The organism is Fulvimarina manganoxydans, from assembly GCF_900176465.1.
Classification (GTDB): domain Bacteria; phylum Pseudomonadota; class Alphaproteobacteria; order Rhizobiales; family Rhizobiaceae; genus Fulvimarina; species Fulvimarina manganoxydans.
This window is the reverse complement of record NZ_FWXR01000006.1, coordinates 157,550-179,853: the sequence shown is the minus strand read 5'-3', so window position 1 is coordinate 179,853 and position 22,304 is coordinate 157,550. Positions and strand designations below refer to the sequence as shown.

General features: G+C 62.9%; 15 protein-coding genes. 3 read left to right on the top strand and 12 right to left on the bottom strand.

The genetic code is table 11. The annotated features are described in order from the left end of the window. Positions 1-36: 36 nt before the first annotated feature. The 12 genes from B9A15_RS09515 to xylF form a co-directional block, all read right to left on the bottom strand. The gene (locus B9A15_RS09515; RefSeq protein WP_084409811.1) at positions 37-708 is read right to left on the bottom strand and encodes a response regulator transcription factor; all 672 of its coding nucleotides are present in this window, start codon (positions 706-708) and stop codon (positions 37-39) included. Between the two features lie 404 nt (positions 709-1,112). Beyond that, positions 1,113-2,654, bottom strand: coding sequence for a flagellar hook-length control protein FliK (fliK, locus tag B9A15_RS09510; RefSeq protein ID WP_084409810.1), 1,542 nt, complete (start codon positions 2,652-2,654; stop codon positions 1,113-1,115). Continuing rightward, positions 2,651-4,477, bottom strand: a complete 1,827-nt coding sequence (locus B9A15_RS09505; protein WP_084409809.1) for a hypothetical protein — start codon at positions 4,475-4,477, stop codon at positions 2,651-2,653. The genes fliK and B9A15_RS09505 overlap by 4 nt, the downstream gene beginning before the upstream one ends. Continuing rightward, positions 4,477-5,667 (bottom strand): MotB family protein, encoded by a 1,191-nt coding sequence (locus B9A15_RS09500; RefSeq protein ID WP_084409808.1) that lies wholly within the window; start codon positions 5,665-5,667, stop codon positions 4,477-4,479. Before B9A15_RS09500 ends, B9A15_RS09505 begins: the two co-directional genes overlap by 1 nt. Continuing rightward, positions 5,664-6,563 (bottom strand): hypothetical protein, encoded by a 900-nt coding sequence (locus tag B9A15_RS09495; protein WP_084409807.1) that lies wholly within the window; start codon positions 6,561-6,563, stop codon positions 5,664-5,666. Before B9A15_RS09495 ends, B9A15_RS09500 begins: the two co-directional genes overlap by 4 nt. A gap of 3 nt (positions 6,564-6,566) precedes the next feature. Next, positions 6,567-8,261 (bottom strand): flagellar basal-body MS-ring/collar protein FliF, encoded by a 1,695-nt coding sequence (fliF, locus tag B9A15_RS09490; RefSeq protein ID WP_084409806.1) that lies wholly within the window; start codon positions 8,259-8,261, stop codon positions 6,567-6,569. A gap of 195 nt (positions 8,262-8,456) precedes the next feature. Continuing rightward, complete coding sequence (locus B9A15_RS09485; RefSeq protein WP_084409805.1) at positions 8,457-9,758, bottom strand: flagellin N-terminal helical domain-containing protein; 1,302 nt, start codon at positions 9,756-9,758, stop codon at positions 8,457-8,459. Positions 9,759-10,161: 403 nt separating this feature from the next. Beyond that, positions 10,162-11,463, bottom strand: a complete 1,302-nt coding sequence (locus B9A15_RS09480; protein WP_084409804.1) for a flagellin N-terminal helical domain-containing protein — start codon at positions 11,461-11,463, stop codon at positions 10,162-10,164. A 624-nt stretch (positions 11,464-12,087) separates the two neighbouring features. Next, a complete protein-coding gene (locus tag B9A15_RS09475) occupies positions 12,088-13,392 on the bottom strand; it encodes a flagellin N-terminal helical domain-containing protein (protein ID WP_084409803.1) in 1,305 nt (434 codons plus the stop codon). Positions 13,393-13,995: 603 nt separating this feature from the next. Further along, positions 13,996-14,748 (bottom strand): ATP-binding cassette domain-containing protein, encoded by a 753-nt coding sequence (locus B9A15_RS09470; protein ID WP_084409839.1) that lies wholly within the window; start codon positions 14,746-14,748, stop codon positions 13,996-13,998. An 83-nt stretch (positions 14,749-14,831) separates the two neighbouring features. After that, the gene (locus B9A15_RS09465; RefSeq protein ID WP_084409838.1) at positions 14,832-16,151 is read right to left on the bottom strand and encodes a sugar ABC transporter permease; all 1,320 of its coding nucleotides are present in this window, start codon (positions 16,149-16,151) and stop codon (positions 14,832-14,834) included. 235 nt (positions 16,152-16,386) lie between these two features. Beyond that, positions 16,387-17,430 (bottom strand): D-xylose ABC transporter substrate-binding protein, encoded by a 1,044-nt coding sequence (gene xylF, locus B9A15_RS09460; protein ID WP_084409802.1) that lies wholly within the window; start codon positions 17,428-17,430, stop codon positions 16,387-16,389. A 183-nt stretch (positions 17,431-17,613) separates the two neighbouring features. On the opposite strand from xylF, the gene B9A15_RS09455 reads away from it, so the two are divergent. The 3 genes from B9A15_RS09455 (at position 17,614) to B9A15_RS09445 (ending at position 22,225) form a co-directional block, all read left to right on the top strand. Next, a complete protein-coding gene (locus B9A15_RS09455) occupies positions 17,614-18,843 on the top strand; it encodes an ROK family protein (protein WP_084409801.1) in 1,230 nt (409 codons plus the stop codon). Between the two features lie 47 nt (positions 18,844-18,890). Then, a complete protein-coding gene (locus B9A15_RS09450) occupies positions 18,891-20,270 on the top strand; it encodes a di-heme oxidoredictase family protein (protein WP_244556870.1) in 1,380 nt (459 codons plus the stop codon). 284 nt (positions 20,271-20,554) lie between these two features. Next, positions 20,555-22,225 carry a CRTAC1 family protein gene (locus tag B9A15_RS09445; protein ID WP_084409836.1) on the top strand — a complete coding sequence of 557 codons (1,671 nt, stop codon included), beginning with the start codon at positions 20,555-20,557 and terminating at the stop codon, positions 22,223-22,225. Positions 22,226-22,304 lie beyond the last annotated feature (79 nt).

Below are 22,304 nucleotides of genomic sequence, written 5' to 3'. Positions count from 1 at the left end.
GGATTTCTTATTTTAAAAGATTATTAACTCTTCGTCTTAGTCGACGCCGATGCCGTAACCGAGATAGCGCTTGGAGGAGACCGGGTCGTAACCAAGGCGCATCTTGAGCTTCTTGCGCAGCTTGGAGATGTGGCTCTCGATCACGTTCTCTTCGACGTTCTCGTCGAAGATGCCGTAGATGGCGGAAAAGAGTTGTTGCTTGGAGACGCGGCGTCCGCGATTGGAGACCAAGTATTCGAGGATGCGGCGCTCGCGGCGCGGCAGTGCGAGAGCCTTGCCAGCGACTTCGGCGTCACGCCCGTCCTGGTAGATGGCGATCTCGCCGACCACGGTGCGGGCGGCCTCGCTGGCCTCGCGGCGGCGGATGGCGCCGACCCGGGCAAGGATCTCCTTCACATGGACCGGCTTGGAGACCACGTCGTCGACACCGGCCGCGAAAAGATCGAGCGTGCCGTCGAGATTGCGGTTCTCTGAAAGAGCGATCATCGGAGCCTTGGAGCGCGAGCGGATGATGCGAGTGGAAGCGGTCCGCTCATCGAAGTCACCAAGGAGGAATGCTTCGACAGCCGAAAGATCGGATTCCGGTGCGGTCTCGACCCACTCCTGGAACTCGTCCGCGCCGAAACCGGCCGCCGAAACGCCTTCCCGAGCGAAGAGAGACTGATATCCGCTCGTCACCAGCTCACGATTATCAACGATCACGATCATGATTTTTCCCTCCGGCCCCCGCCGCGTTAACCGATGGGTAAGAGGTAACCTGACGCGAGTCTTGCGCCTATCCTGAAATTTAGTGATCCCTTAACCATTTCCGGCCAAGGCCGCGTTAACCATATGTAAATTCTAACTAATTTTTTTATGCCCTTCGTGTATGAATTCGCTTTCCGTCCGATTTGCGTTGCTCGTACGACATCGGACGCAAAGGGTCCAAGACACACTTCGCCAAGTGGGCCGGATCGATCTATGGCGAAAAAAGGAGTGCGAATTTCGCAAGGTGAAGGTCGACAGAGCCGCCGTCGATCCGGGAGCTTTCGCTTGGCCCTTCGATCAGGACGCGGCCGGCGCCAGCCGAACCCGATCCAAGGGATCGCGTTCGGCAAAAAGGCGATCGAAGATTAGAGATAAAGGCCCGAATTCGACGAGCGCTGGCCACGTTCGAGCTCAGCGGGACGGCTTTCGCCAGCCCCCTCGTGATGCTGCAGGGATGCCGCACCCGATCCGTCGCGGGGCTGGCGTCCATCGCTGCCCGGACGTCCGCCCGCTCCAGCACCGGCACCGGCATCCTGCCCCAGGCGAGCGCCCATTTGCGCCCCGTCGGAGGCGGCAACCTGTCGTTGAGGCGCTCCCTGATCGCGAAGGGTAATGCTGATCGACGCATCATCCACGTCGAATCCAGCTGATTTGAGCACCGAGCGAAGACCTTCGCGATCGTCTTCGAGACGCATCATGGTTTCGGCTTCGGTCACGGACAGCTGAATCGCCATCTGACCATCGACCACCCGCATCACCACTTCGAGCTTGCCGAAATGGGCCGGTTGCAGCTGAATTTCCAAAGTCTTGAGGGCGGCGCCGCCGGCGCGCATGCGCATGTTCTCGCCGCTTGGCGCATTCGAACCGGCGGGCGATCCCGAGCTGCCTGTGGGGTTTGGAGCATTGGGTAGGCGCGCCTGTCCCATCTCCCCGGCGATCACGGCACCGATCTGACGGCCGAAGGGTTCGGACGCATCGATCTTGCGCTCGATCATTCCCCTCCCGTCGCCAGTAGACTGGATAGTCGGTCCGTCGGCGCGCGCTTCGGCAATCCGAGTGGCATGAGCGTGGCGCCCCGATGCGCGATCGGCGAGACGCGCGATCGTGTCCGCGAGATCGCCGGTTCCGTCGTCCTGCGCGGCCAGTCCCGTCGCTGCGTCCTTGCTGCCGATCGGCACGTCGCCGTTGCGCATCGCACCGAGCGTGGTGCCCAGCTCGGCGCGCTTGCGCATGGCCGCGACCGCCGATCCCGGCGAACCGAGCGCAGCAAACGCCTCTCGCACACTGACCGGTTCGAAATCCGTTCGCATCGAGACGAAATCGGCCCGGCCGAGCTTTTGTCCCTCTTCGCCACCACTTGGCATCGCATTTCGGCCAAAGCGGGCGGCCGCGTCGGCCCGCGGGGCGTCCCGGGGGGGCAATTTTGCGTCGATCAACTCGTCTGCTGGCTGAGGCGTAGCGGTTGGGCTCTGCGAACCAGGCAGGTTCGTCTTTCCGGTCTGCTTTGCCGCTTCGCCGGCTCGAAGCGCCGTCGCCGCAGCGGCGAGACCGGCCATCTCGGCCCCTTCCCCTTCGGTGGAAGCGGCCCCCTCGCCCCCCGTCGCCATCTCTTCGGAGCTGGAGGCATTGCTCCCCTCGCCCGTTCCGGCAAGCATGCGTTCGAAGCCGATGCGCCCTTTGGCGCCCGATGATGCTTTAGAGGATCGCTCCTCCTTCTCCGAAACCTCGCCAGCGTCCTGTTCGCCTTCGCCCTGATTCTCGGACTTTGCCGTGCCGGCGTTCTTACCCTGGTTCTTCACCAGGCTCTCGAACAGATCTTTCGCCCCATCGCTTTCCTGGCTGTTCGAAGAAGAGCGCGAGCTCTTGGCCGTGGTCTCGGCGACCGCCGTCATCTGCACAGCTGTCATTGGTCGAGAGTCTCCAAATCGTTCTGGACCGCCTGAAGCAGCGAATTGGCACGCGCCAGGACCTTGTTGTCGACGACAGATTCGCCCGCCTCGCTTGCCTCAGCCATATCGACCGGCGCGCGAATGGCGTTCACCACGTCGAAAACCGCTCGTTTCAACGCCAAGTCGGCCTTGTGCAGACGCTGGTCCTCGATCGAGGCCAGCATCGCCCGCATTTCGCCTTCGTCCCGCTCCGAGAGCGTGGAGGCGACGGAATAGAGCAGTGCCCTTTGCCGATCTTCGGGCGAGGCATCTTCGAAGGTGAGCGCGCGCGCAGACGCCATCGCCGCGAGTTTCAAATTGCCGAGGACGAGCGCCCGGCGACCGACGGAGAGATACAGGGCCAGTTGCTCTTCCGGCGGCAGAAGACGAAGGGCATTCTTGAGCGTCTCGATCGTATCGATTTCGGTTCCCTGAGGCCGCATCGAATAGACTGCGGAGAAGCGCGCCCGAAAATTGCCAGCATAGACTGAGGCTGCATAGCGATCAAAATATTGCCGGGCATAAAGATCGGCCTTTTTCGTTTCGCCGATGTCTTCGGCAAGCAGGACGCCGAGCCGCAGCGCCGCCTCGTCGAGAAGCGTGCCGGGCGCCGCAAGCATGACGGCTTCCAGGCGCTTCAGGGATTCGGCAGGCTGCTTCTCCTGAAGGAGCTGTGCGAGCGCGAGATTGACCTGTGCGGCAAAGACGGTTTCCTCCCGGCTCAGATCGATCGCCGACAGCTTTTCCAGAGCGAGCTCCAGCTTGTTCTCGGCATAGGCAAGAGAGCCTTCCAGAAGCGGCATGTCGTGCTCTTCGAAGACACCGCGCGCGATGAGGTCACGCAAGACCGACGGCGGACCGCCCGAAAGGACAAAGAGCGCAGCGGCGCGGACATTGCGCCGATCGTCCCAGATCTCCGGCGCGCGGCGAACCAGAGAAGGCCCGAACCATTTCAGGAGACGCGCCTGAACGCGGATCGCCGCCTTGTTGCCCCGCGCGACCTGATCCTGCAGAAATTGCAGAGACCGCACGATCTCGTAAGGCATCGGGCTGCGCGTGGTCTCCCATTCGGCCGGAGTGCCAGTGTGTTCGCCATCGACGCCATGGCCTTCCTCGCCGTGACCAGCCTCATCATGGCCGGTTTCGTCATCGCCGGTCTCTTCGTGACTGGCCTCGTCATGGCCCGTTTCATCATGACCAGCCGCTGCGTGCCGCGCTTCGCCATGCGTGGCTTCGGCCGCATCCTGATGGGCACTCGTCGGCGCCTCGGCGTGTGCCGATGCGCTCGCCGTCGTCAGCCTATCGATCATCGGCTCCGAAGACTGGCTCGCGACGGCATCCGCCGTCACCGGCGCTTCGTCGTCGACCTTCTTTTTAGGCTGAAGAAAGGACCAGTCTTCCTCGGCTGGATCGAAGCCGTTCACGTCACCTGGATCGATCATATCCAATGGTTCGGTCCCGGCGACAGCCACCGGCTCTTCGACCGGGCGCACCTCCTGGGGGGGCACATGCCCGTCGATGCGACCGCTATGGATCGCATCGATGACCGGATGGCCCGCCATGCCACCGGACGGTGCGGTCCCGGCTTTGGAGGCGCCGGAACGACCACCGGCGAGGCGCTGGTTGTCGAGTTCCTGCAGCCTTGCCGCCTCGGCTGCCGCACGCACGCGCTCCTGTGGCACGCCATTTTTGTCCTTCGCCGGCTCGATCGCCGACGCGGCGGCGACCGTCATGGTCATGGCGCAGACGAGGCCGAGACGAGTGGCCGAAACGACCAGGCGGTGGCGATAGCGACGAAACATCAGGCAGGCTCAACGAGCAAGATTTCGATGCGGCGGTTGATGGCGGCCTCAGGATCGGCCGCATCCTTGGGTTCACGATCGGCGAAGCCCTCGATCGCCTGGACGCGGGCTTCCTGCAACCCGCCGCGCACCAGCATGTAATAGGCCATGTGGGCACGGGCGGTGGAGAGGCGCCAATTGTCATATTCGCCATCGCCGCTGAAGGGCCGCGCATCGGTATGGCCGCGAATGACGACCTGTCCCTGGCGCTCCTTCAGAACGTCGGCGATCTTCTCCATCATGGCGACGGCTTCCGCATTCGGGCGGGCCGAGCCGACCGAAAACATCCCTGAGGCGAAGTCGTCGGCGAGCGAGATCTTGACCCCGCCGTCTCCTTCGGAAACTTCGACTTTTGCCGGCACGCCCTCACCCATCGAGGCAAGCTTCTCCTCGATCTCCTTCTTCAGTTCGGCAACGCGCTCGGTCTCTTCGCCGGCCGTCGTCACCTTGGACTCGGCGGCGGCAGGAGCCTCTTGCGACGCGTCAGCCGTGTCGGTCGCCGTCTCGCTCTCGGCTTCGGACTCGTCCTCGGCGCCTTCGGGCGGCAGGACAGCAGTCTTGAATTCGGACGGCGGCAGATCTTCGAGATCGCCCCCGGCCTCACGCATATTGGGCGAGAGCTGCCAGGAGGCCGGATCGAAGGGATCGCGATAGGCGTCGCCCCCGTTGAGCCCAGGAAGCCCTGAACCGTCGGGCTCGCCCTCCTTGTCGCCGGCCCCGCTCGCGACGCTCTCGGCCGCGATCTCGGCCAGAACCGCATAAGGATCGCGGAAGAGCGCCTGCTCCTCGCCGCCAGTCTCCTCGCCTGCGATCGGCTTGCCGCTCGGATCGCCATTGACGGTCGCGTCGACCTGGCCTTGCGTCTCGTCCTTGCGCTTGCCCTGATCGTCCTTCTTCTCGATCCCGCGCGAGGACGGGGCCGAGTCGGTCATCTTGATCGGGTTAAAATATTGCGCGACCTGCTTGCGCGTCGAATCGTCTGACGAATTTGTCAGCCACATCACGAGGAAGAAGGCCATCATCGCCGTCATGAAGTCGGCAAAGGCGATCTTCCACACGCCGCCATGGTGCCCGTCTTCATGACCCTTCTTCCGGCGGACGATGATGATTTCCTGATGTTCGCGGTGTCCCGCCCCGCCTGTCTGGCTCATGCGAGCGCCTTTTCGAAGGCCGAGCGCCAGTCGGCGAGGCGTGTCTCAATGACGGTCTGGTCGCAGACGATCCGCACATCGGCCTTGCCGTCCACAGGTTCGAAGCTGACGAGACCGGCTCTTGCGCCGAGTGCTGCCTCGAGCGCTTCCAGAAGATCGGCCGACCCGGACGCCTTCAGGCCAAGCGCGCGACCGTCGAAAGTCAGCGACGCCACCGTCTCGACCAGCTCGGCGACCGTCTGGCGGCGACGGGCACCAAGGGCGACCGGCTTCAAAACGCTGGTCAGTGTCACCTTCAGGGCCGCGGCCAGGCGATCGGTCTGCTCCAACAAGGCTCCGGCAAGTTGGCTGGATTCCGTCTCGCACCATTCGGCGCGCGCGGCCGCCAGCGCCTCGGCCTGGCGTTCGGCCGCGGCCTCGCGCTCGGCTTCGATGGCGGCGGCAACCGCCGCATCGCGCTCGGCCTCGGCCTCGGCCAGGGCCTCTTCGCGGCCCCGCTCATAGGCCGCCTCGCGCGCCCGATCGAGGGCCTTGGCCGAATCGACGCCCGGCGCGCTCGCCCGCAATTCGTTCTGAAGAGCGCGGGCATCCTGACGCGGCTTGTCCTGCCCGGCCCGACTGCGCAACTCGTCTTCCATCTGGGCGAAGAGCGCCGCCGCATCGACGTCGGAGGCAGCCATTTGCTCGCGCCGCGGCTCGGCCTGACGGCCCCGACCCGGCTGAGGAATGCGCTGGAATTCGTCCTTGTCCGCCTTGCGGCCATTCCCGCTGCCAATCGCCTTGAAGGCGGCCGACTTGGGCTTGGCGGCGCGCTTTGGCGCGCGCTGCCCGAGATCTTGAAAGCCGGTGCCGGACTCGCCGTCACGTTCGGTGAGGTACTGTGCGAGAGGGATCATGGCTTACGCTGCTTCTTTCTCTTTGAGCCACTGCTTCAGAACATTGGCCGCATGGTTCTCGTCCATGTCGATCAGGGCTTCGAGACGCGCCTGGGGCGAGTTGGTATTGGCGGAGAAGTTCTCCAGGAAGGACGGTGTGCCGCCGCCCAAGCTCAACATATCGTCCGAACCTTGGTCGATGCCTTCGCCCAGAGCGCCGAGACCGCTGGTATCGGGCAGGTCCAGTCCAGCCAGCCCGCCGGCGGCGGCGAGATCGAGCCCGCCGATCTGCTCTTCGCCCGGCTGCGGGCCGGAGAGCGCCCGGATGGCCGGCTTCAGGCCGAACCAGATGATGAGGGCGGCGACGGCAAGGATGGTGAAGGCGTTGATGAGCGTGCCGGACTGGCGCATGAACAATTCGCCGAGACCCGGACCCGGAATGGGCTCCAGCGCCGTGCCGCCGTCGAGGAAGTCGACCGCCGTCACCTCGATCTGGTCGCCGCGCGCTTCCGAATAGCCGGCCGCCGTCGCCACGATGTTGCGGATTTCCTCGATGCGGCGGGCGAGATCGGCGTCGTTGGCGTTCTCGCCGATCGCGTCCATCACCCGCTGGCGGTTGACGACGACCGCGATGGACAGACGCTCGACATCATAGCCTTCCGAGACGGTCTGAACGGTCTTTTCGTTGATCTCGTAATTGGTAAGCTCCTCGCGGCGCTCCTTCTCGTCGGTCGACGTCTCGCCGCCACCGGTCCCCTGAACCTGATCGGCCGCCTGAATGTCCTGCTCGATGCCGACCGGCTCGTTCTGAGTGGCGTTCTGGCTTTGATTGGTCTCCTTGACCGAGCGGATCGAGCGCTCGACACGGCCGTCGGGATCGAAGGTGCGCTCGGAGATCTGGCGCCGATCCGTGTTGAGCCGCGCGGTGACCGAGGTCTGGAAATTGCCGACGCCGAGATAGGGCGCCAGCGTGCGGCGGATCGAATCCTCGACGCTGTTCGACATGATCTTCTCGATGCCGAAGAGCTTGGAGGGCGCGTTGGATACGCTGTCGTCGCCTGAGGCCAGGAGCGTGCCGTCCGAATTGAGGATCGTCACTTCTTCGGGCGTCATTCCGGGAATCGCGGAGGAGACGAGATAGCGGATGGCCGAGGCCGAGGCGAAATCCTCCGAGGCGTCGGTACGGATGACGACGCTCGCCGATGGCTTGCGCTGCTCGCGCCGGAAGGAGCCTTCATCGGCAAGGACGATATGTACACGCGCGGCCCGCACATTGGCGAGCGACTGGATCGTGCGGGCGATCTCGCCTTCGAGCGCCCTCACCCGCGTGATCTCCTGCATGAAGGAGGTTAGGCCGATCGAGCCGATATTGTCGAAGAGTTCGTAGCCGGCATTTTCCGAGCGCGGCAGGCCCTTCTCGGCGAGCAGCATGCGCGCCGGCGCCGTCTGGGAAAAGGGCGTGAGGATGGCGTCGCCCTTGGCATTCACGTCGAAGGAAATGCCCGCTTCGGTGAGCGCCGCGCCGATGCGGGTGACGTCCGTGCGGTCGAGACCCGAATAAAGGGTCTCCATATCGGGACGCGAGAGGAAATAGCTGCCGAGCCCCACCAGCACGACCACGAGCAGGCCGACGATGCCGAGGGCGCCCAGCTTGCGGGGCCCGAGGCTCGAAAGATTCGAGAAAATCTGTTGTGCTTGCGCGCCGAAAGGTCCGGCCATGCCCTGCCCCGCCTCGTACCCAGTGAAAGGTTAACTCGGGGTGAACATGCGGGCTGAAGCTTGCGCGAGCCCCTGGTTAACAAAAGGTTAACGGCCTGAAGCTGGTCCCTTTGGGACGCCCTGTCCAACGCGAAAAGGGGCCCGGCCTTGCGGCCGGACCCCTCTCGAATGCGCTGGCCTCTAGGGCCGATCCGCTTAGCGGAAGAGCGAGAGCAGCGTCTGCGACGAGGAATTCGCCATAGAGAGAGCCTGGACGCCGAGCTGCTGCTGGGTCTGGAGCGCCTTCAGCTTGGTGGACTCTTCGGTCATGTCGGCGTCGACGAGCGTACCAATGCCCTTCTCGAGCGTGTCCATCAGATTGGAGACGAACTCCGACTGAAGATCGAGACGATTCTTGACCGCACCGAGAGTGGAGGCGGAAGCCGTAACCTTCGAGATCGCCTTGTCGACGAGATTGATATAGGCCTTGATGTCGCCTGCCGAAGTGCCGGACTTCGTGATGTCGATGTCAGAGGCGCCGAAGCTTTCGACAGCCGTGCTAGAAACTGTGATGCTCTCGTTGTTGTTGGCCGTCGTGATCGTCAAAGATCCCGCAGCGATCGCCCAAGTACCGCCCTGAACGCCGGAGTCGTCGAGGGCTTTCTTCAGGACCGCCGCATAGTCGGCTTCGCTGTCGATCACGCCGTCAGTCGAGCCAAGAGCGGAGTCGACCGTGGACTTGGTGATCGAAACTTTGGTCTCCGTGCCGGAACCGATCTTGATCTTAAAGCTCATGACATCGGTGTCACCGAGCGTGACATCATGGGTGCCCGCGGTCACGGTTGCGCCTGAATCCCAGGTGCCTTTCGTGGTTGCCGTGCCGGCGGTATCGGTCGCCGTAGCTTCATAAGCCGTAAAGCGCGTGGCCTTGGCAGCCGTCGTTGCCGTGATGTCCTTCTCGAGAACGCCCGTCTTCGTGGCCGAAGCGTCAAACAGGGCAAAGCTGCCCGTATCCACTTTGATCGAGCCGACCGTCAGCGCACCGGTTTCGGAGCGCGAGAAGCTCGAAATCATTTCCTTAACAGCTTTGAAGCCGCTAGCCGAAGAGTCGACTGAGAGCCAGTTCTGACCAGAGAAGGACGCGGAGCTCGCAATACTCTTCAGCTGACCCTGCGCCTGAGTGATCTCGTCCTGGACCTTCGACTTCTCGACGCCGTCCTGGGTGGCGGAGGTGAGAAGCGTCTTGATCTTGTCGAGGACGTCCTTCGCCGAGGTCAGTGCATTGTACGCGGTATCGACGGTCGCCGAACCGATGCCGAGCGAGTCACTGACGGTCGAGAGCGCCTTGGTGTCGGAACGCATGGTCGTGGCGATCGACCAGTAAGCGGCGTTGTCGGAGGCTTCAGAGACCCGGTAGCCGGTCGAGATGCGGTTCTGCGTCTCTTCCATCATCGAGTTCGTGCTCTGCAGAGTCTGCAGGGCGGTCATGGCGGCGACGTTGGTATTGATGCTGCTCATTGGAATCAGTGTCCCATCACATGGGGTGAAGCGGGGACAGTCCGGATCGGCCGGAATAGCAACTCAGCGTCATGCTTACGGGGTGTTTTTAACCGCGTCGCTATGGATGCCAATATCGGCTGAGATACTTAGAAAGCAGCTAATTTTCATGGTTAAAGAATGCTTTATATGCAAAGCAAATAAACATGGTTAACAAAAATACAATATAGGGATGAGCTAGGCACTGCTCATCTGGAAGTGAGCGTCAGCATCTAATTCCTTAAACCGATCCGTCGATTGCAAGTCGTCCGCAATTCCTTGGGTCACGGTCCGACCACGAACCTCAAAGCTATTCATACGAATAAAGGGCCCGACCTTCCGGCCGGACCCTTTTCTGAAGTTGCGATACTTACGCCATATCCGCTTAGCGGAAGAGCGAGAGCAAGACCTGCGAGGACGAATTTGCCATGGAAAGAGCCTGGACACCGAGCTGCTGCTGCGTCTGAAGCGCCTTCAGCTTGGTGGACTCTTCCGTCATGTCGGCATCGACCAGGGTGGAGATACCCTTCTCGAGCGAGTTCTTCAGATTGCCGATGAAGTCGGACTGCAGATCGATGCGGTTCTGCACGGCACCGAGGGTGGACCCTGCGGACGTGACCTTCGAAATCGCCTTGTCGACGATGTTGATGAAGGCTTTAATGTCGCCCGACGTCGTACCGGCCTTAGAGATGTCGATATCGGAAGCGCCGAAGCTCTCGACCTTCAAGCCGCTGACAGTGACGCTTTCGTTGTTGTTGGCGGCGGTGATGGTCAGAGAGTTCGAAGCAACGGCCCAAGTGCCGCCTTGAACGCCGGAGTCGTCGAGGGCTTTCTTGAGGACCGCCGCATAGTCGGCCTCGCTGTCGATCACGCCGTCAGTCGAGCCAAGAGCGGAGTCGACCGTGGACTTGGTGATCGAAACCTTGGTTTCCGTGCCGGAACCGATCTTGATCTTAAAGCTCATGACATCGGTGTCACCCAGTGTCACGTCATGTGTACCCGCGGTTACGGTCGCGCTTGTGTCCCAGGTACCCTTCGTGGTCGCGGTACCGGCCGTGTTGGTCGCCGTGCCCATATAGGCGGCGAACTTCGTATCCTTCGCCGTTGTGGTCGCAGCCAAGTCCTTCTCGAGAAGGCCCGTCTTGGAGGACGAGGCGTCGAAGAGAGCGAGGCTTCCCGTATCGACCTTGATCGAGCCGGTGGATAGAGCGCCTGATTCCGAGCGGGTGAAGCTGCCCAGCATTTCCTTCACGGCTTTGTAGCCGCTGGCCGAAGAGTCAACAGACAGCCAGTTCTGACCGGAGAAAGAAGCGGAGTCGGCGATGCTCTTCAGCTGACCCTGGGCCTGCTTGATCTCGTCCTGAACCTTCGACTTCTCGACGCCGTCCTGAGTGGCTGAGGTGAGAAGTGTCTTGATCTTGTCGAGGACGTCCTTCGTGGAGGTCAGGGCATTGTAGGCCGTGTCGACCGTCGCCGAACCGATGCCGAGCGAGTCGGTCACGGTCGAGAGAGCCTTGACGTCCGAACGCATGGTGGTTGCGATCGACCAATAGGCAGCGTTGTCGGAGGCCGAATTGACCCGGTAACCGGTCGAGATGCGGCTCTGAGTGGATTCCATCTCCGAATTCGTGCTCTGCAAGGTCTGCAGGGCGGTCATCGCGGCGACGTTGGTATTGATGCTCGTCATTGTAATATGTCCCAAATAAAGGGCTACTTTGGGGACAGTCCGGGTCGGCCGGAATAGCAAGTCAGCATCATGCTTGCGGGTTATGTTTCATCCGCCTCGCTATGAGGCCAATGTGGACGCGGGAGTTTATCGAGGCGCTAAGAAAGACAGTTAATGGCGACCCGATGCATGTCCGAGAAAAAGCTTGGTAAACGGAAGCCGGAAAAAGCAGTTAAATTCATCTGAATATTCATTCTAAACGCCACGCTTGCAAATGGAGCTCTTTCCTCGCCTCGGAAGATCCGCCTTGGACTTCGCGTCTGTTCGGCGACACCGCTGTGCGCTCCAACTCCATAGGCAAACCGCGACTGCCCGGAAAACGACAGGCGAATGAGTGGTATTCCGTTTGTCGATGAACGTGCTTCAGGATGCCTTGCGGACCGCACGATCAGCTCCGGTCCAGTGAGCCAATTTTATCCATCGCACACTCAATCCCCCAGTATTGGCTTAGCATTGGCGCAGCGAATAGCGTCGTTGAGGGTCTACGTTACGAAGCCCCAAAGCGCGTTGCGCAAAAAGATCGCAAAACGCGAAAAGGGCCACCCGAAGGCGGCCCGTTCCAAGATTGGTTTGCTAGTTTGAACGTTAGTTCTGGAAGAGCTGCATGATCGTCTGCGAGGAAGAATTCGCAATAGACAGGGCTTGGACGCCGAGCTGCTGCTGGGTTTGAAGCGCTTTGAGCTTGGTCGATTCTTCTGTCATGTCCGCGTCGACCAGCGTCCCGATACCCTTCTCGAGCGTGTCCATGAGGGTGGAAACGAACTGGGTCTGAACGTCCAGGCGGTTCTTGACTGCACCCAGCGTCGAGGCAGCTGCAGTGACCTTTGAGATCGCCTTGTCGACGATGTTGATGTATGCCTTGATGTCGGAGAAGCTCGTACCGGAAGCGGTAATGTCGATGTCCGCAGCGCCGAAGCTCTCGATCTTGATTGCGCCAACCACAACAGACTCGTTGTTGTTCGCCGTGGTGATGGTCAAAGAGTTCGTAGCGATCGCCCAGGTTCCACCCTGAACGCCAGCGTCATCCAGGCCCTTCTTGAGGACCGCTGCATAGTCCGCCTCGCTGTCGATCACGCCATCCGTGGAACCAAGTGCCGCGTCGACCATCGACTTGGTAATCGCAACCTTGGTCGTCGGGCCGGAGCCGATCTTGACGGTGAAGCTCATAACGTCAGTGTCGCCGAGCGTGACGTCATGCGTGCCGGCTGTCACTGTGGGACCCGTATCCCAGATACCCTTCGTCGTTGCGGTGCCGGCCGTATTGGTAGCGGTACCCATATAGGTGCTGAAACGCCCGCTTTTAGCGGTCGTCGTCGCGGCGAGATCCTTCTCGAGGACACCTGTCGCGGAGCTAGAAGAGTCGAACATCTTCATGGTCGACGTGTCGATCTTGACGGTGGTCAGCGAAAGGGCGCCGGCGGAGCTCCGAGAGAAGCTCGCAATGACGTCGCGCATCGACACATAGCCTGTGGCGCTGGAATCGATCGACAGCCAGTTCTGACCGGCGAAAGACGCCGTGGTAGCGACATTCTTAAGCTGGTTCTGGGCCTGAGTGATTTCATCCTGAACCTTAGAGCGCTCGACACCATCCTGAGAGGCCGTCGTCAGCAGCGACTTCATTTTGTCGAGGACGTCCTTGATCGACGTCATTGCCGTATAGGCCGTGTCCACGACGGACGTACCGATGCCAAGCGCGTCCTTGACAGCCGACATCGCCTTGTTGTCCGACCGCATGGTCGTGGCAATCGACCAGTAGGCGGCGTTGTCCGAAGCCTCAGAGACACGGTAGCCGGTCGAGATGCGGTTCTGCGTCGCTTCCATTGCCTTATTCGTCGACTGCAGGGTCTGCAGGGCGGTCATGGCGGCGACGTTGGTGAGGAGACTCGTCATAACTTGATACCTTCGTTGGCGAGTGCCTGCCCCTCATGGCTGGCTAGTCTTGCACCGTCGCCTCATGCACGGCTTGAACAAGGAGAGTGATAAAGCGTTAGGGTTAATCATGCGTAAAACTGGATTGGGCTTGATCGCGGCAAAGCGCTGAAAAGCCTGAAGTCGAGTGCGACCTGACGCGTTTTATTAACGATAACAGCGCTTTAATTGGATTGATAAAAAATACTAAGGTCTCTTGAACGCCCCCCTCTGGCAGCGGTCGAGACGGCTTAGCGGGCAGGCCTTTGATCGAAGCTTCTTAAGATTGGCGCGCCCTCCCCTCGCAGCGCCAGGATCAGCGCCTTTCGAAAGAAGCGCGGTCGGGTCGAGGGCGTCGTTCCGCTGAGGGCGAGGGCCCGATCTGAAGATCGGCGAATGCGGCGCCTGTTCATGCTTGCGTGGACTTGGCGCTTTGGGTGGATTCTGCCGGTTCGATCATCGCCGGCACGACGATCCCCATGCTTCAAACACCAACGCCCGGCACCTTTCGGCACCGGGCGTTTGCGATCCATATCGGTCGGCATGACGGCGAGACTGAAGTGCCGCGCCGTCAGGTCATCGCGCTCAGTCCTTCATCGCGCCGGGCCCCGGCGTTGCGCCGGGCGGGCATTTGCCGAGGATGATCATGCCGAGGACCTCGTCCTTGGTCACGTCCTCGGTCCGGGCCGAGCCGACCACCTGACCGTTCTTCATGACGACAACCCGATCGGAAAGATCGAAGACATCGTGAATGTCGTGGCTGATCAGGAAGATGCCGATTTCCTCCTTCTTCAATTCCTTGATCAGATCGGCGACCTGCGCTGTTTCCTGCGGGCCCAGGGCTGCGGTCGGCTCGTCCATGATCAGGATCTTGGCGTTGAAGAGGATCGCCCGGGCGATCGCCACCGACTGCCGCTGGCCGCCCGACAGGGCTTTCACCGGCTCCTTGAAGCGGCGGAAGTTGGGGTTCAGCCGACCCATCACCTTGCGGGCCTCGGCCTCCATCGCGCCGTCGTCGAGCGTGCCCCAGGGGGTCATGATCTCGCGGCCGAGGAAGAGATTGGCGGCGGCGTCCACATTGTCGGCGAGCGCCAGCGTCTGGTAGATCGTCTCGATCCCATAGGCCTTGGCATCGCGCGGATTGGAGATCGACGCCTTGTCGCCGCGCACATAGATCTCGCCGGAATCGCGCTTGTAGGCGCCCGACAGGATCTTGATCAGCGTCGACTTGCCGGCGCCGTTATGGCCCAGCAGCGCCACGACTTCGCCGGGATAGAGATCGAGCGAGGCGTGGTCGACGGCGTGGATGCCGCCGAAGGCGATCGAGATATCTTCCATCGCGACCAGGGGCGGGCCGGAGCGGTCGACATGGTCGTGATGATGCCCCGGACCGTGATCCTTGATGGTCTCCATCGTGGTGCTCATGCCGCCCTCCTGCGGTAGATGGTGTCGAGCCAGACGGCGACGACGAGAACCGCGCCGACGACGATGTTCTGCAGCGGGGTGTCCATGCCGAGAAGCACCATGCCCGATTGCAGGCTCTGCATGACGAGGGCGCCGAGCATGGCGCCCGCGATGGTGCCGGCGCCGCCGGCGAGCGATGTGCCGCCGATGACCGCCGCGGCGATGGTGTAGAGCTCGTCCAGCGTGCCCTGTGCGTTGGTGGCCGAGGAGAGGCGCGCCGTCGAGATCGCCGCCGCGATCGCAGCCAGCATGCCCATCAGCATGAAGACCATCATGGTGACGCGCTTGGTGTTGATGCCGGCAAGTTCCGCCGCTTCCGGATTGCCGCCGATCGCGAAGACATAGCGGCCGAAGCGGGTGCGCCTTGCGATGAAGGTCATCACGATGCCGACACCGATGAACAGAAGCACCGGGATCGCGTAGCCGAAGCTGATTTCGAGCCCGCCGTCGGGCACGGCGAGGCCGTTCGCCTCCGCGTACCGACGCGCCAGCGGCCCCGGCAGGAGGTAGGAATTGACGATGATCGTCGCGGCGATGACGGCGAGAACCGAAATGCCGATGGTGAACCCTTCGGCCCAGAGCGGCTTCTGGGCGAAATTGAAACGCTTGCGCTGGCGGCGGGCATTGAGCGCGCCGACGAGGATGAGGACGATCGCGACCGCCGCGAGAATCCAGCTCCAGGTGGCGCCGATCGAGCCGTCACTGCCGCCGCCCAGAAGCTTGAAATTGTCGTCGGTGAGCGGGATCGTGCGCCCCGAGGCGACCCACCAGGCCGCGCCGCGCCAGACAAGCAGGCCACCCAGCGTCACGATGAAGGCCGGAACGCCGAGATAGGCGATGACGAAGCCCTGCAGCCCGCCGATCACCAGCCCGCAGATCAGGCCGACGGCCAGCGTGGCGATCCAGACGAGGCCGGAATCATAGCCGAGAAAGGGCGAGATATACTGGGTCTGCGCGACCGCCATCACCATGCCGGTGACGCCGAGGATCGAGCCGACCGACAGATCGATGTTGCGGGTGACGATGACCAGCACCATGCCCGTCGCCATGACGCCGACCGAGGCGGTCTGGACCGATAGGTTCCAGAGGTTGCGCGGGGTCAGGAACGTGCCGCCCGAAAGAATGTGAAATCCGACCCAGATGACCAGCAGCGCGCCGATCATGCCGAGCATGCGCGTATCGATCTCGGTCGCGCGCATGAAGCCCTTGAACCCGCCGCCCGCGCCGATCGTCGGGCTGCTGCGGGCCGGGGTCGTATTCGAGGTTGCCTCGCTCAATACCGCCTCCCATTCGCGATCGCGCGGCACCGGCCTCAAAAGCCTTTGCCCGAAATGCGCATCGCACGGTCTTGTTTGGGTTGAAGCCCGATCTCTTGAAGGATCGGATCGTCTTATGGCTGCCCGCGTCTTTTTTTCAGAGCAGCATGCCCGCCCGGCTCGCTTTGGTCGAGAGCCGCATTTGAAAATGGCCGCAGCATAAGCTGCGGCCATCCGTGTCATCGCCCCGTGGCGATTATTCGCAAGCCGGAACCGAGCCGGCCTCGACGCCCTGGCAGACGGTCTCCTTGGACACCCAGCCGGCATCGATGATGGTCTGAAGATTGTCCTTGGTGATCGCGATCGGCTTCAGGAAGATCGCCTCGAGCTGCTGGCCATTGGGGCTTTCCCAACCTTCGGCGCCCTCGACCTCGGAGAGCTGCTTGCCGTCAGCGAGCTGCAGCGCGATTTCCGCGGCGCGCTTGCCGAGTTCGCGGGAGTCCTTCCAGACCGAGACGGTCTGGGTGCCGAGCGCGATGCGGTTCAGCGCCGCCTGATCGGCATCCTGGCCGGAGACCGGAACGGAACCTGCGAGACCCTGCGCTTCCAGCGCCGCGATGGCACCGCCGGCCGTGCCGTCATTCGAAGCGACGACCGCGTCGACATCGTTGTTATTGGCGGTCAGGATCTGTTCCATGTTCTGCTGGGCATTGGCCGGAAGCCAGCCATCCGTATAGGCCTCGCCGACATTCTTGATCTTGCCGGAATCGATGGCGTCCTTCAGGACTTCCATCTGGCCTTCGAACAGGAAGTCAGCGTTCGGATCGGCCGACGAGCCCTTGATGAAAGCGTAATTGCCTTCCGGCTGCACCTTCTGGACTTCGCGGGCCTGAATGCGGCCGACTTCCTTGTTGTCGAAGGTGAGGTAGAAGGCGTTCGGATCTTCGATCAGGCGGTCATAGCCGACGACCGGAATGCCGTTGTTGACGGCGGTCTGCACGGCCGGGCCGATCGCCGCGGAATCCTGGGCGAGGATGATCAGCGCATCGGCGCCCTGCGTGATCAGCGACTCGACGTCGGTCAGCTGCTTGGCGGCGGACGACTGGGCGTCGGCCGAGATGTAGCTGGCGCCCGCGGCTTCGAGAGCGGCCTTGATCGCCGCCTCATCCGTCTTCCAACGCTCTTCCTGGAAGTTCGACCAGGACACGCCGACGGTCGGGCCGTCCTGGGCGATCGCGCCCGTGGTGGCGCCAGCGATCGTGAACACCGCGCCGGCAAGCGCGAGCTTCAAAGTCTTCATCTTGTATCCTCCCTGGCGTCGCAACGCCTTCGTCACTCCCCCGACGCCGTTCCTCCGCGCCGGTCAGAGACTTTTTCCAAGCCTCGGAAAAAATGGTGACAGCAATTCATAACTCTGTCAACTTGCGTCCGTCGTCGCCCCAGGGAGGAGACCGGGACGAATGACGGGAGGACTAGACAGCACATGCTCGCCAAGACCGATGCCGAGGGCGTGCGCGCCCATAACCGGCGCGTCGTGATCGACCAATTGCGCCGAAGCAGCGTCTCGACGCGCCGTGCCGTGAGCGCGGCGACCGGCCTGTCGGTCTCGTCGGCCTCGGCGATCACGGCAGCCCTCATCCGCGACGGTGTTCTGATCGAGATCCCGGACGACGAGCGGGGCCTGAAGCGCGGCCGTCCCGAGCGCCGGCTCGGCTTCGAGCCAAGCGCGGCGACCGTCGCTGCCGTGAAGATCGCCGTCGGCGAGATGGCCGTGCGTGTGTCGGATTATGCGGGCCAGCCTCTCGCCTATGTCCATCGCACCATGACAATCGCCGATCTCGACGCCGATCGCATGGTGGCGGCGATCGCTGATCTGGTTCGCGAAGCAGAGGCACTGGTGAAGCGTGCTGGGCACCCCAAGACCGAGCGCCTGACTCTGGCCGTCCAGGGCAAGACGGATGCGGAAGACGGTCGCATCGTCTGGTCGCCGGCCATGAAGCATCGCGATCTGGTGGTCGGGCCAAAGCTCGCACAGGCGTTGGGCGCCACGATCAGCGTCTGCAACGACTGTTCGCTGATGCCGGAAGGCGTTCGCTGGCGCGGCGGCACCAACGCCCGCGACTTCGCCTTTCTCTTCATCGGCTTTGGTGTCGGCATGGGCTTGAGGATCGGCGGGCGCACCTTTCAGGACGGCACCAATTCGGCCGTCGAATTCGGCCATATCAATCACGTGCCAGGGGGCGCGGCTTGTCGCTGCGGCAATTCGGGCTGCGTCGAGGCCTATGCCGGAGACTATGCCATCTGGCGGCGGGCGCTGGGACGGCCGGCCTCGGAAATCATCGACCGCCGCATCAGCGATGCCGAAATCCATCGCCTCGCCGAGGACGCGCGCAAGGCGCCAGGCGACGCACGATCAGCCTTCGAAGAGGCAGGAATCGCCATCGGTTATGGGCTCGGCCGCCTCTTCACCATCATCGACCCTCTACCGATCATCTTCACCGGCGTCGGCGCCCATGCGATCGACCTGATGGAGCCGGCGATCCGAAAAGGCATCGCGGAAAGCTCCATCGCCGAACAGGGCGCGGACGTTCCCTTCAGCGTCGAGGAGGATGTCGATGCCCTCGTCTTCGAGGCAGCGACCAATCATGCGCTTGCCGGGATCGACGAACGCTTTGCCCGCAGTCCCGGGCGCCATGCGGAGGCCGCAGAATGATGTGGATGCGAACCCTGGCCGGAGCCGGCCTCGCCACAGCGAGTCTCATGCTCACTTCTCCGGCCTTGTCGGCGGACACGCCGCCCTGGTCGGAACATGCGATCCGCGAGCCCGTCGATCAGGCGACATTGGTCGGCCGGCTGTCGAAAGCCGATCTCGAAGCCCTCATCGAGAAGGGCCGTGAATTCTTCGAGGCCCGCTTCACGACGCTCGACGGGGCGGGACGCCCGCATGCGACCCAGGCGATCATTCCGACGGCCCATCGACGACCCGTCGAACATGACTTCCAGCGCCTCGCCGGTCCCGATGCCAATGCCTGCGCCTCCTGCCACAACGAACCGATAACGGGCGGGGCCGGCGGCTTCGTCGGCAATGTCTTCGTTTCGGAAGGCTTCGAAAGCGCGGATTTCGACACGCTCGATCCGCAATTCTCGAACGAGCGCGGCACCAACCATCTCTTCGGCGCGGGGCTCGTCGAGCTTCTCGCCCGGGAGATGTCGGCCGATCTGAAGGCCGCGCGAACAAAGGCTTTGAAGAACGCTCGGCAGAGCGGCGAGCCGGTAAAGGCCAGGCTCGACAGCAAGGGCATCTCCTTCGGCTTCCTGACCGCCCTCCCCGACGGCTCGGTGGATTTTGCCGGCCTTGAAGGCGTCGATCCGGATCTCGTCCTCCGCCCCTTCACCCAGAAGGGCGTGATGACCTCCTTGCGCCAATTCACCGTCAACGCCCTCAACCAGCATCACGGCATCCAGCCCGACGAGCGCTGGGGCGCCCGCTGGACGGCCACCGACGATTTCGATCGTGATGGTAAGGCGAAGGAATTCGGCGAAGGCTCGGTCTCGGCCATGGTCGCCTTTCAGGCTGCCCTGCCCGCCCCGCTGGAAACCGATCCCGGTGACGAGGCCTGGCGGCAAGCGGCCGCACGAGGGCGCGAGATCTTCGCCGATCTGAACTGCGAAAGCTGTCACCGCCCGCATCTGCCGCTCGACAGCCTCGCCTTTTCCGATCCGGGCCCCCTCGATACGGCGGGCACGTTACGGCTTGGCGATATCGAGACCCCGGCGATCTACGACCTGTCCCTTCTCGACTGGGCGAATACCTTGCCGCGTGATGACAAGGGCCGTGTTCTCGTGCCGCTCTTCGGCGACTTGAAGCGCCACCGCATCGCCGATCAGCGCCAATCCGCCCTCGGCAACGAGACCCTCGCCCAGCGCTTCGTCGAACGCGACGTCTTCATGACCGCCGAGCTCTGGGGCCTTGCCGATACCGCGCCCTATGGCCATCGCGGCGACATGACGACGCTAGACGAGGTGATCCGCGCCCATGGCGGCGAAGCCTATGCAAGCGCCAAGGCCTATGACGCGCTGATAGAAGAGGATCGCTCCGCGCTGATCGCCTGGCTCAAGACGTTGAGGGTTGCACAATGAAGCGTTGCACTGGAGCCTCCCTCTCTGGAAATGACGGGCTACGATGTTCACACATTGTGCCGCTAACGGATGAGAGCCGAACAGGGAAGCTGCGGCTTCCCCCCCATGGGGAGAAGTGCCGGCAGGCGATGAGGGGACAAATAGGGCGTTTGCGGGAGGAACGCCGATCGGCCACAACCCTCATCTCGCCGAGCTTTCCCGCTCAGCCGCCCCTTGGGCAACGTCTCTCACGGGTCGGCGAAGACGTGACCCATGTGATCGTTGCCATCCTCCTCGGCTTTGCGATGACAATGGGCACGAAGGCACAGGAGGCGCCGCCCCCCTTCTCGGCCGATACGCCGGTCCTCAACGAGGAGGCCGAAGCTGCCGGCATCTCCCATGTCTATGACGGGCCCTGGGAGTTTTTCGTGGGCGGTGGCGGCGCGGCCTTCGATTGCGACGGCGACCGCAAACAGGATGTCTTCCTGGCCGGTGGCAAGGAAACCGCTCAGCTTTTCCGCAATCGCTCAGCCGTTGGCGGGGCGCTCGCCTTCGAGCCCGCCGAGACGGGGGTCGACGCGGATAGTCTGACCAAGGTCACCGGCGCTTACGCGCTCGACATTGACCAGGACGGTATCAAGGACCTCGTCCTGTTGCGCGTCGGGGCGAACCACATCCTGAAAGGGCTCGGAAACTGCCGCTTCGAGGATGCGACGCGCGCCTTCGCCATCGATCCGGGCCGGGACTGGACAACGGCCTTTTCGGCGACCTTCGAGCCCGGCCTGTCCTATCCGACGCTCGCCTTCGGCAATTATGTCGACCGATCCGCGCCCGGATCGCCCTGGGGCACTTGCGCAGATAATATGCTGATGCGCCCGATGAAGGGCCGCGAGGAACCGGACTATTCCGAGCCACAGCGCCTCTCGCCGGGCTTTTGCGCGCTCTCGATGCTCTTCACCGACTGGAACCGCAGCGGCGAGCCGGCGCTTCGCATCACCAATGACCGGCAGTATTATCGCGGCGGCGAGGAGCAGCTCTGGCGCGTCGAGCCGGGCCGACCTGCCCGCCCCTATCGCAAGGCCGATGGCTGGCAGCATCTGTCGATCTGGGGCATGGGCATCGCGGAAGCCGACCTCAACGGCGACGGCTGGCCGGAATACGCCCTCACCTCCATGGGCGACACGAAGCTCCAGGTACTCGACCGAACCTATGAGGACACGCCGGCCTATGAGGACGAGGCCTTTGACCGCGGCGCGACCGCGCATCGGCCTTACGAGGGCGACGAAGGCAAACCCTCGACCGGCTGGCATGCCGAATTCGCCGATTTCAACAACGACACCGCCCTCGATCTCTTTATCGCCAAGGGCAATGTGGAGGCGATGCCCGATTTCGCCGCCTTCGATCCCGACAATCTCCTGATGGGCGGGTTCGATGGCCGCTTCACCGAGCGCGGCCGCGAGGCCGGTATTGCACGCCCTACCAAAGGTCGGGGCGCGCTCGTCGCCGATTTCAACATGGATGGCGCCCTCGACCTTCTCGTCGTCAATCGCGGCGGCAAGGCGAGCCTCTTCCGCAATCTCGGCGGCGCCAGCCCCTTTGGACCGCGCCCCTTGGGCAACTTCCTCGAAGTCGAACTCGCCCAGAAAGGCGCCAATCGCGAAGCCCTTGGCGCCAAGCTTGCCGTGCGCGTCGGCACCAAGACATTGATGCGCACGATCAAGGTGGGCGGCGGCCATGCCTCGGGCTCGAACGGCTTCGTCCATCTCGGCCTAGGCGTCGCCGAACGCGCGGAGATCCGCGTTCAATGGCCGGATGGTGAGTGGAGCCACCCCTACCGCGTCTTCGCCAACAATTTCGTCCTGATCGACCGGGACGCGGATGCCGCCCGCTATTGGTATCCGGCGGAGGAGCCGGTCGAGGCCGATGGGGCGGTGGATTCGGCTCAGGTCGATATAGAGGCCGAGATCTCCCGATAGAGGCGGCGAACAGGCCGGCCGGTTCCCCTTTCCCTGGAACTGTTCTAGATGAAGCCGTCAAGCGGCGCTTTCCACGCGA

What these genes read in the sequence shown, in the direction of transcription:
- B9A15_RS09470 (WP_084409839.1), bottom strand. Translation starts at nt 14,748, where the DNA reads ATGGAAGATATCTCGATCGCCTTCGGCGGCATCCACGCCGTCGACCAC.
- B9A15_RS09450 (WP_244556870.1), top strand. Translation starts at nt 18,891, where the DNA reads ATGCTCACTTCTCCGGCCTTGTCGGCGGACACGCCGCCCTGGTCGGAA.
- B9A15_RS09475 (WP_084409803.1), bottom strand. Translation starts at nt 13,392, where the DNA reads ATGACGAGTCTCCTCACCAACGTCGCCGCCATGACCGCCCTGCAGACC.
- fliF (WP_084409806.1), bottom strand. Translation starts at nt 8,261, where the DNA reads ATGGCCGGACCTTTCGGCGCGCAAGCACAACAGATTTTCTCGAATCTT.
- fliK (WP_084409810.1), bottom strand. Translation starts at nt 2,654, where the DNA reads ATGACAGCTGTGCAGATGACGGCGGTCGCCGAGACCACGGCCAAGAGC.
- B9A15_RS09455 (WP_084409801.1), top strand. Translation starts at nt 17,614, where the DNA reads ATGCTCGCCAAGACCGATGCCGAGGGCGTGCGCGCCCATAACCGGCGC.
- B9A15_RS09515 (WP_084409811.1), bottom strand. Translation starts at nt 708, where the DNA reads ATGATCGTGATCGTTGATAATCGTGAGCTGGTGACGAGCGGATATCAG.
- B9A15_RS09495 (WP_084409807.1), bottom strand. Translation starts at nt 6,563, where the DNA reads ATGATCCCTCTCGCACAGTACCTCACCGAACGTGACGGCGAGTCCGGC.
- B9A15_RS09485 (WP_084409805.1), bottom strand. Translation starts at nt 9,758, where the DNA reads ATGAGCAGCATCAATACCAACGTCGCCGCCATGACCGCCCTGCAGACT.
- B9A15_RS09480 (WP_084409804.1), bottom strand. Translation starts at nt 11,463, where the DNA reads ATGACGAGCATCAATACCAACGTCGCCGCGATGACCGCCCTGCAGACC.
- B9A15_RS09500 (WP_084409808.1), bottom strand. Translation starts at nt 5,667, where the DNA reads ATGAGCCAGACAGGCGGGGCGGGACACCGCGAACATCAGGAAATCATC.
- xylF (WP_084409802.1), bottom strand. Translation starts at nt 17,430, where the DNA reads ATGAAGACTTTGAAGCTCGCGCTTGCCGGCGCGGTGTTCACGATCGCT.
- B9A15_RS09505 (WP_084409809.1), bottom strand. Translation starts at nt 4,477, where the DNA reads ATGTTTCGTCGCTATCGCCACCGCCTGGTCGTTTCGGCCACTCGTCTC.
- B9A15_RS09445 (WP_084409836.1), top strand. Translation starts at nt 20,555, where the DNA reads ATGACAATGGGCACGAAGGCACAGGAGGCGCCGCCCCCCTTCTCGGCC.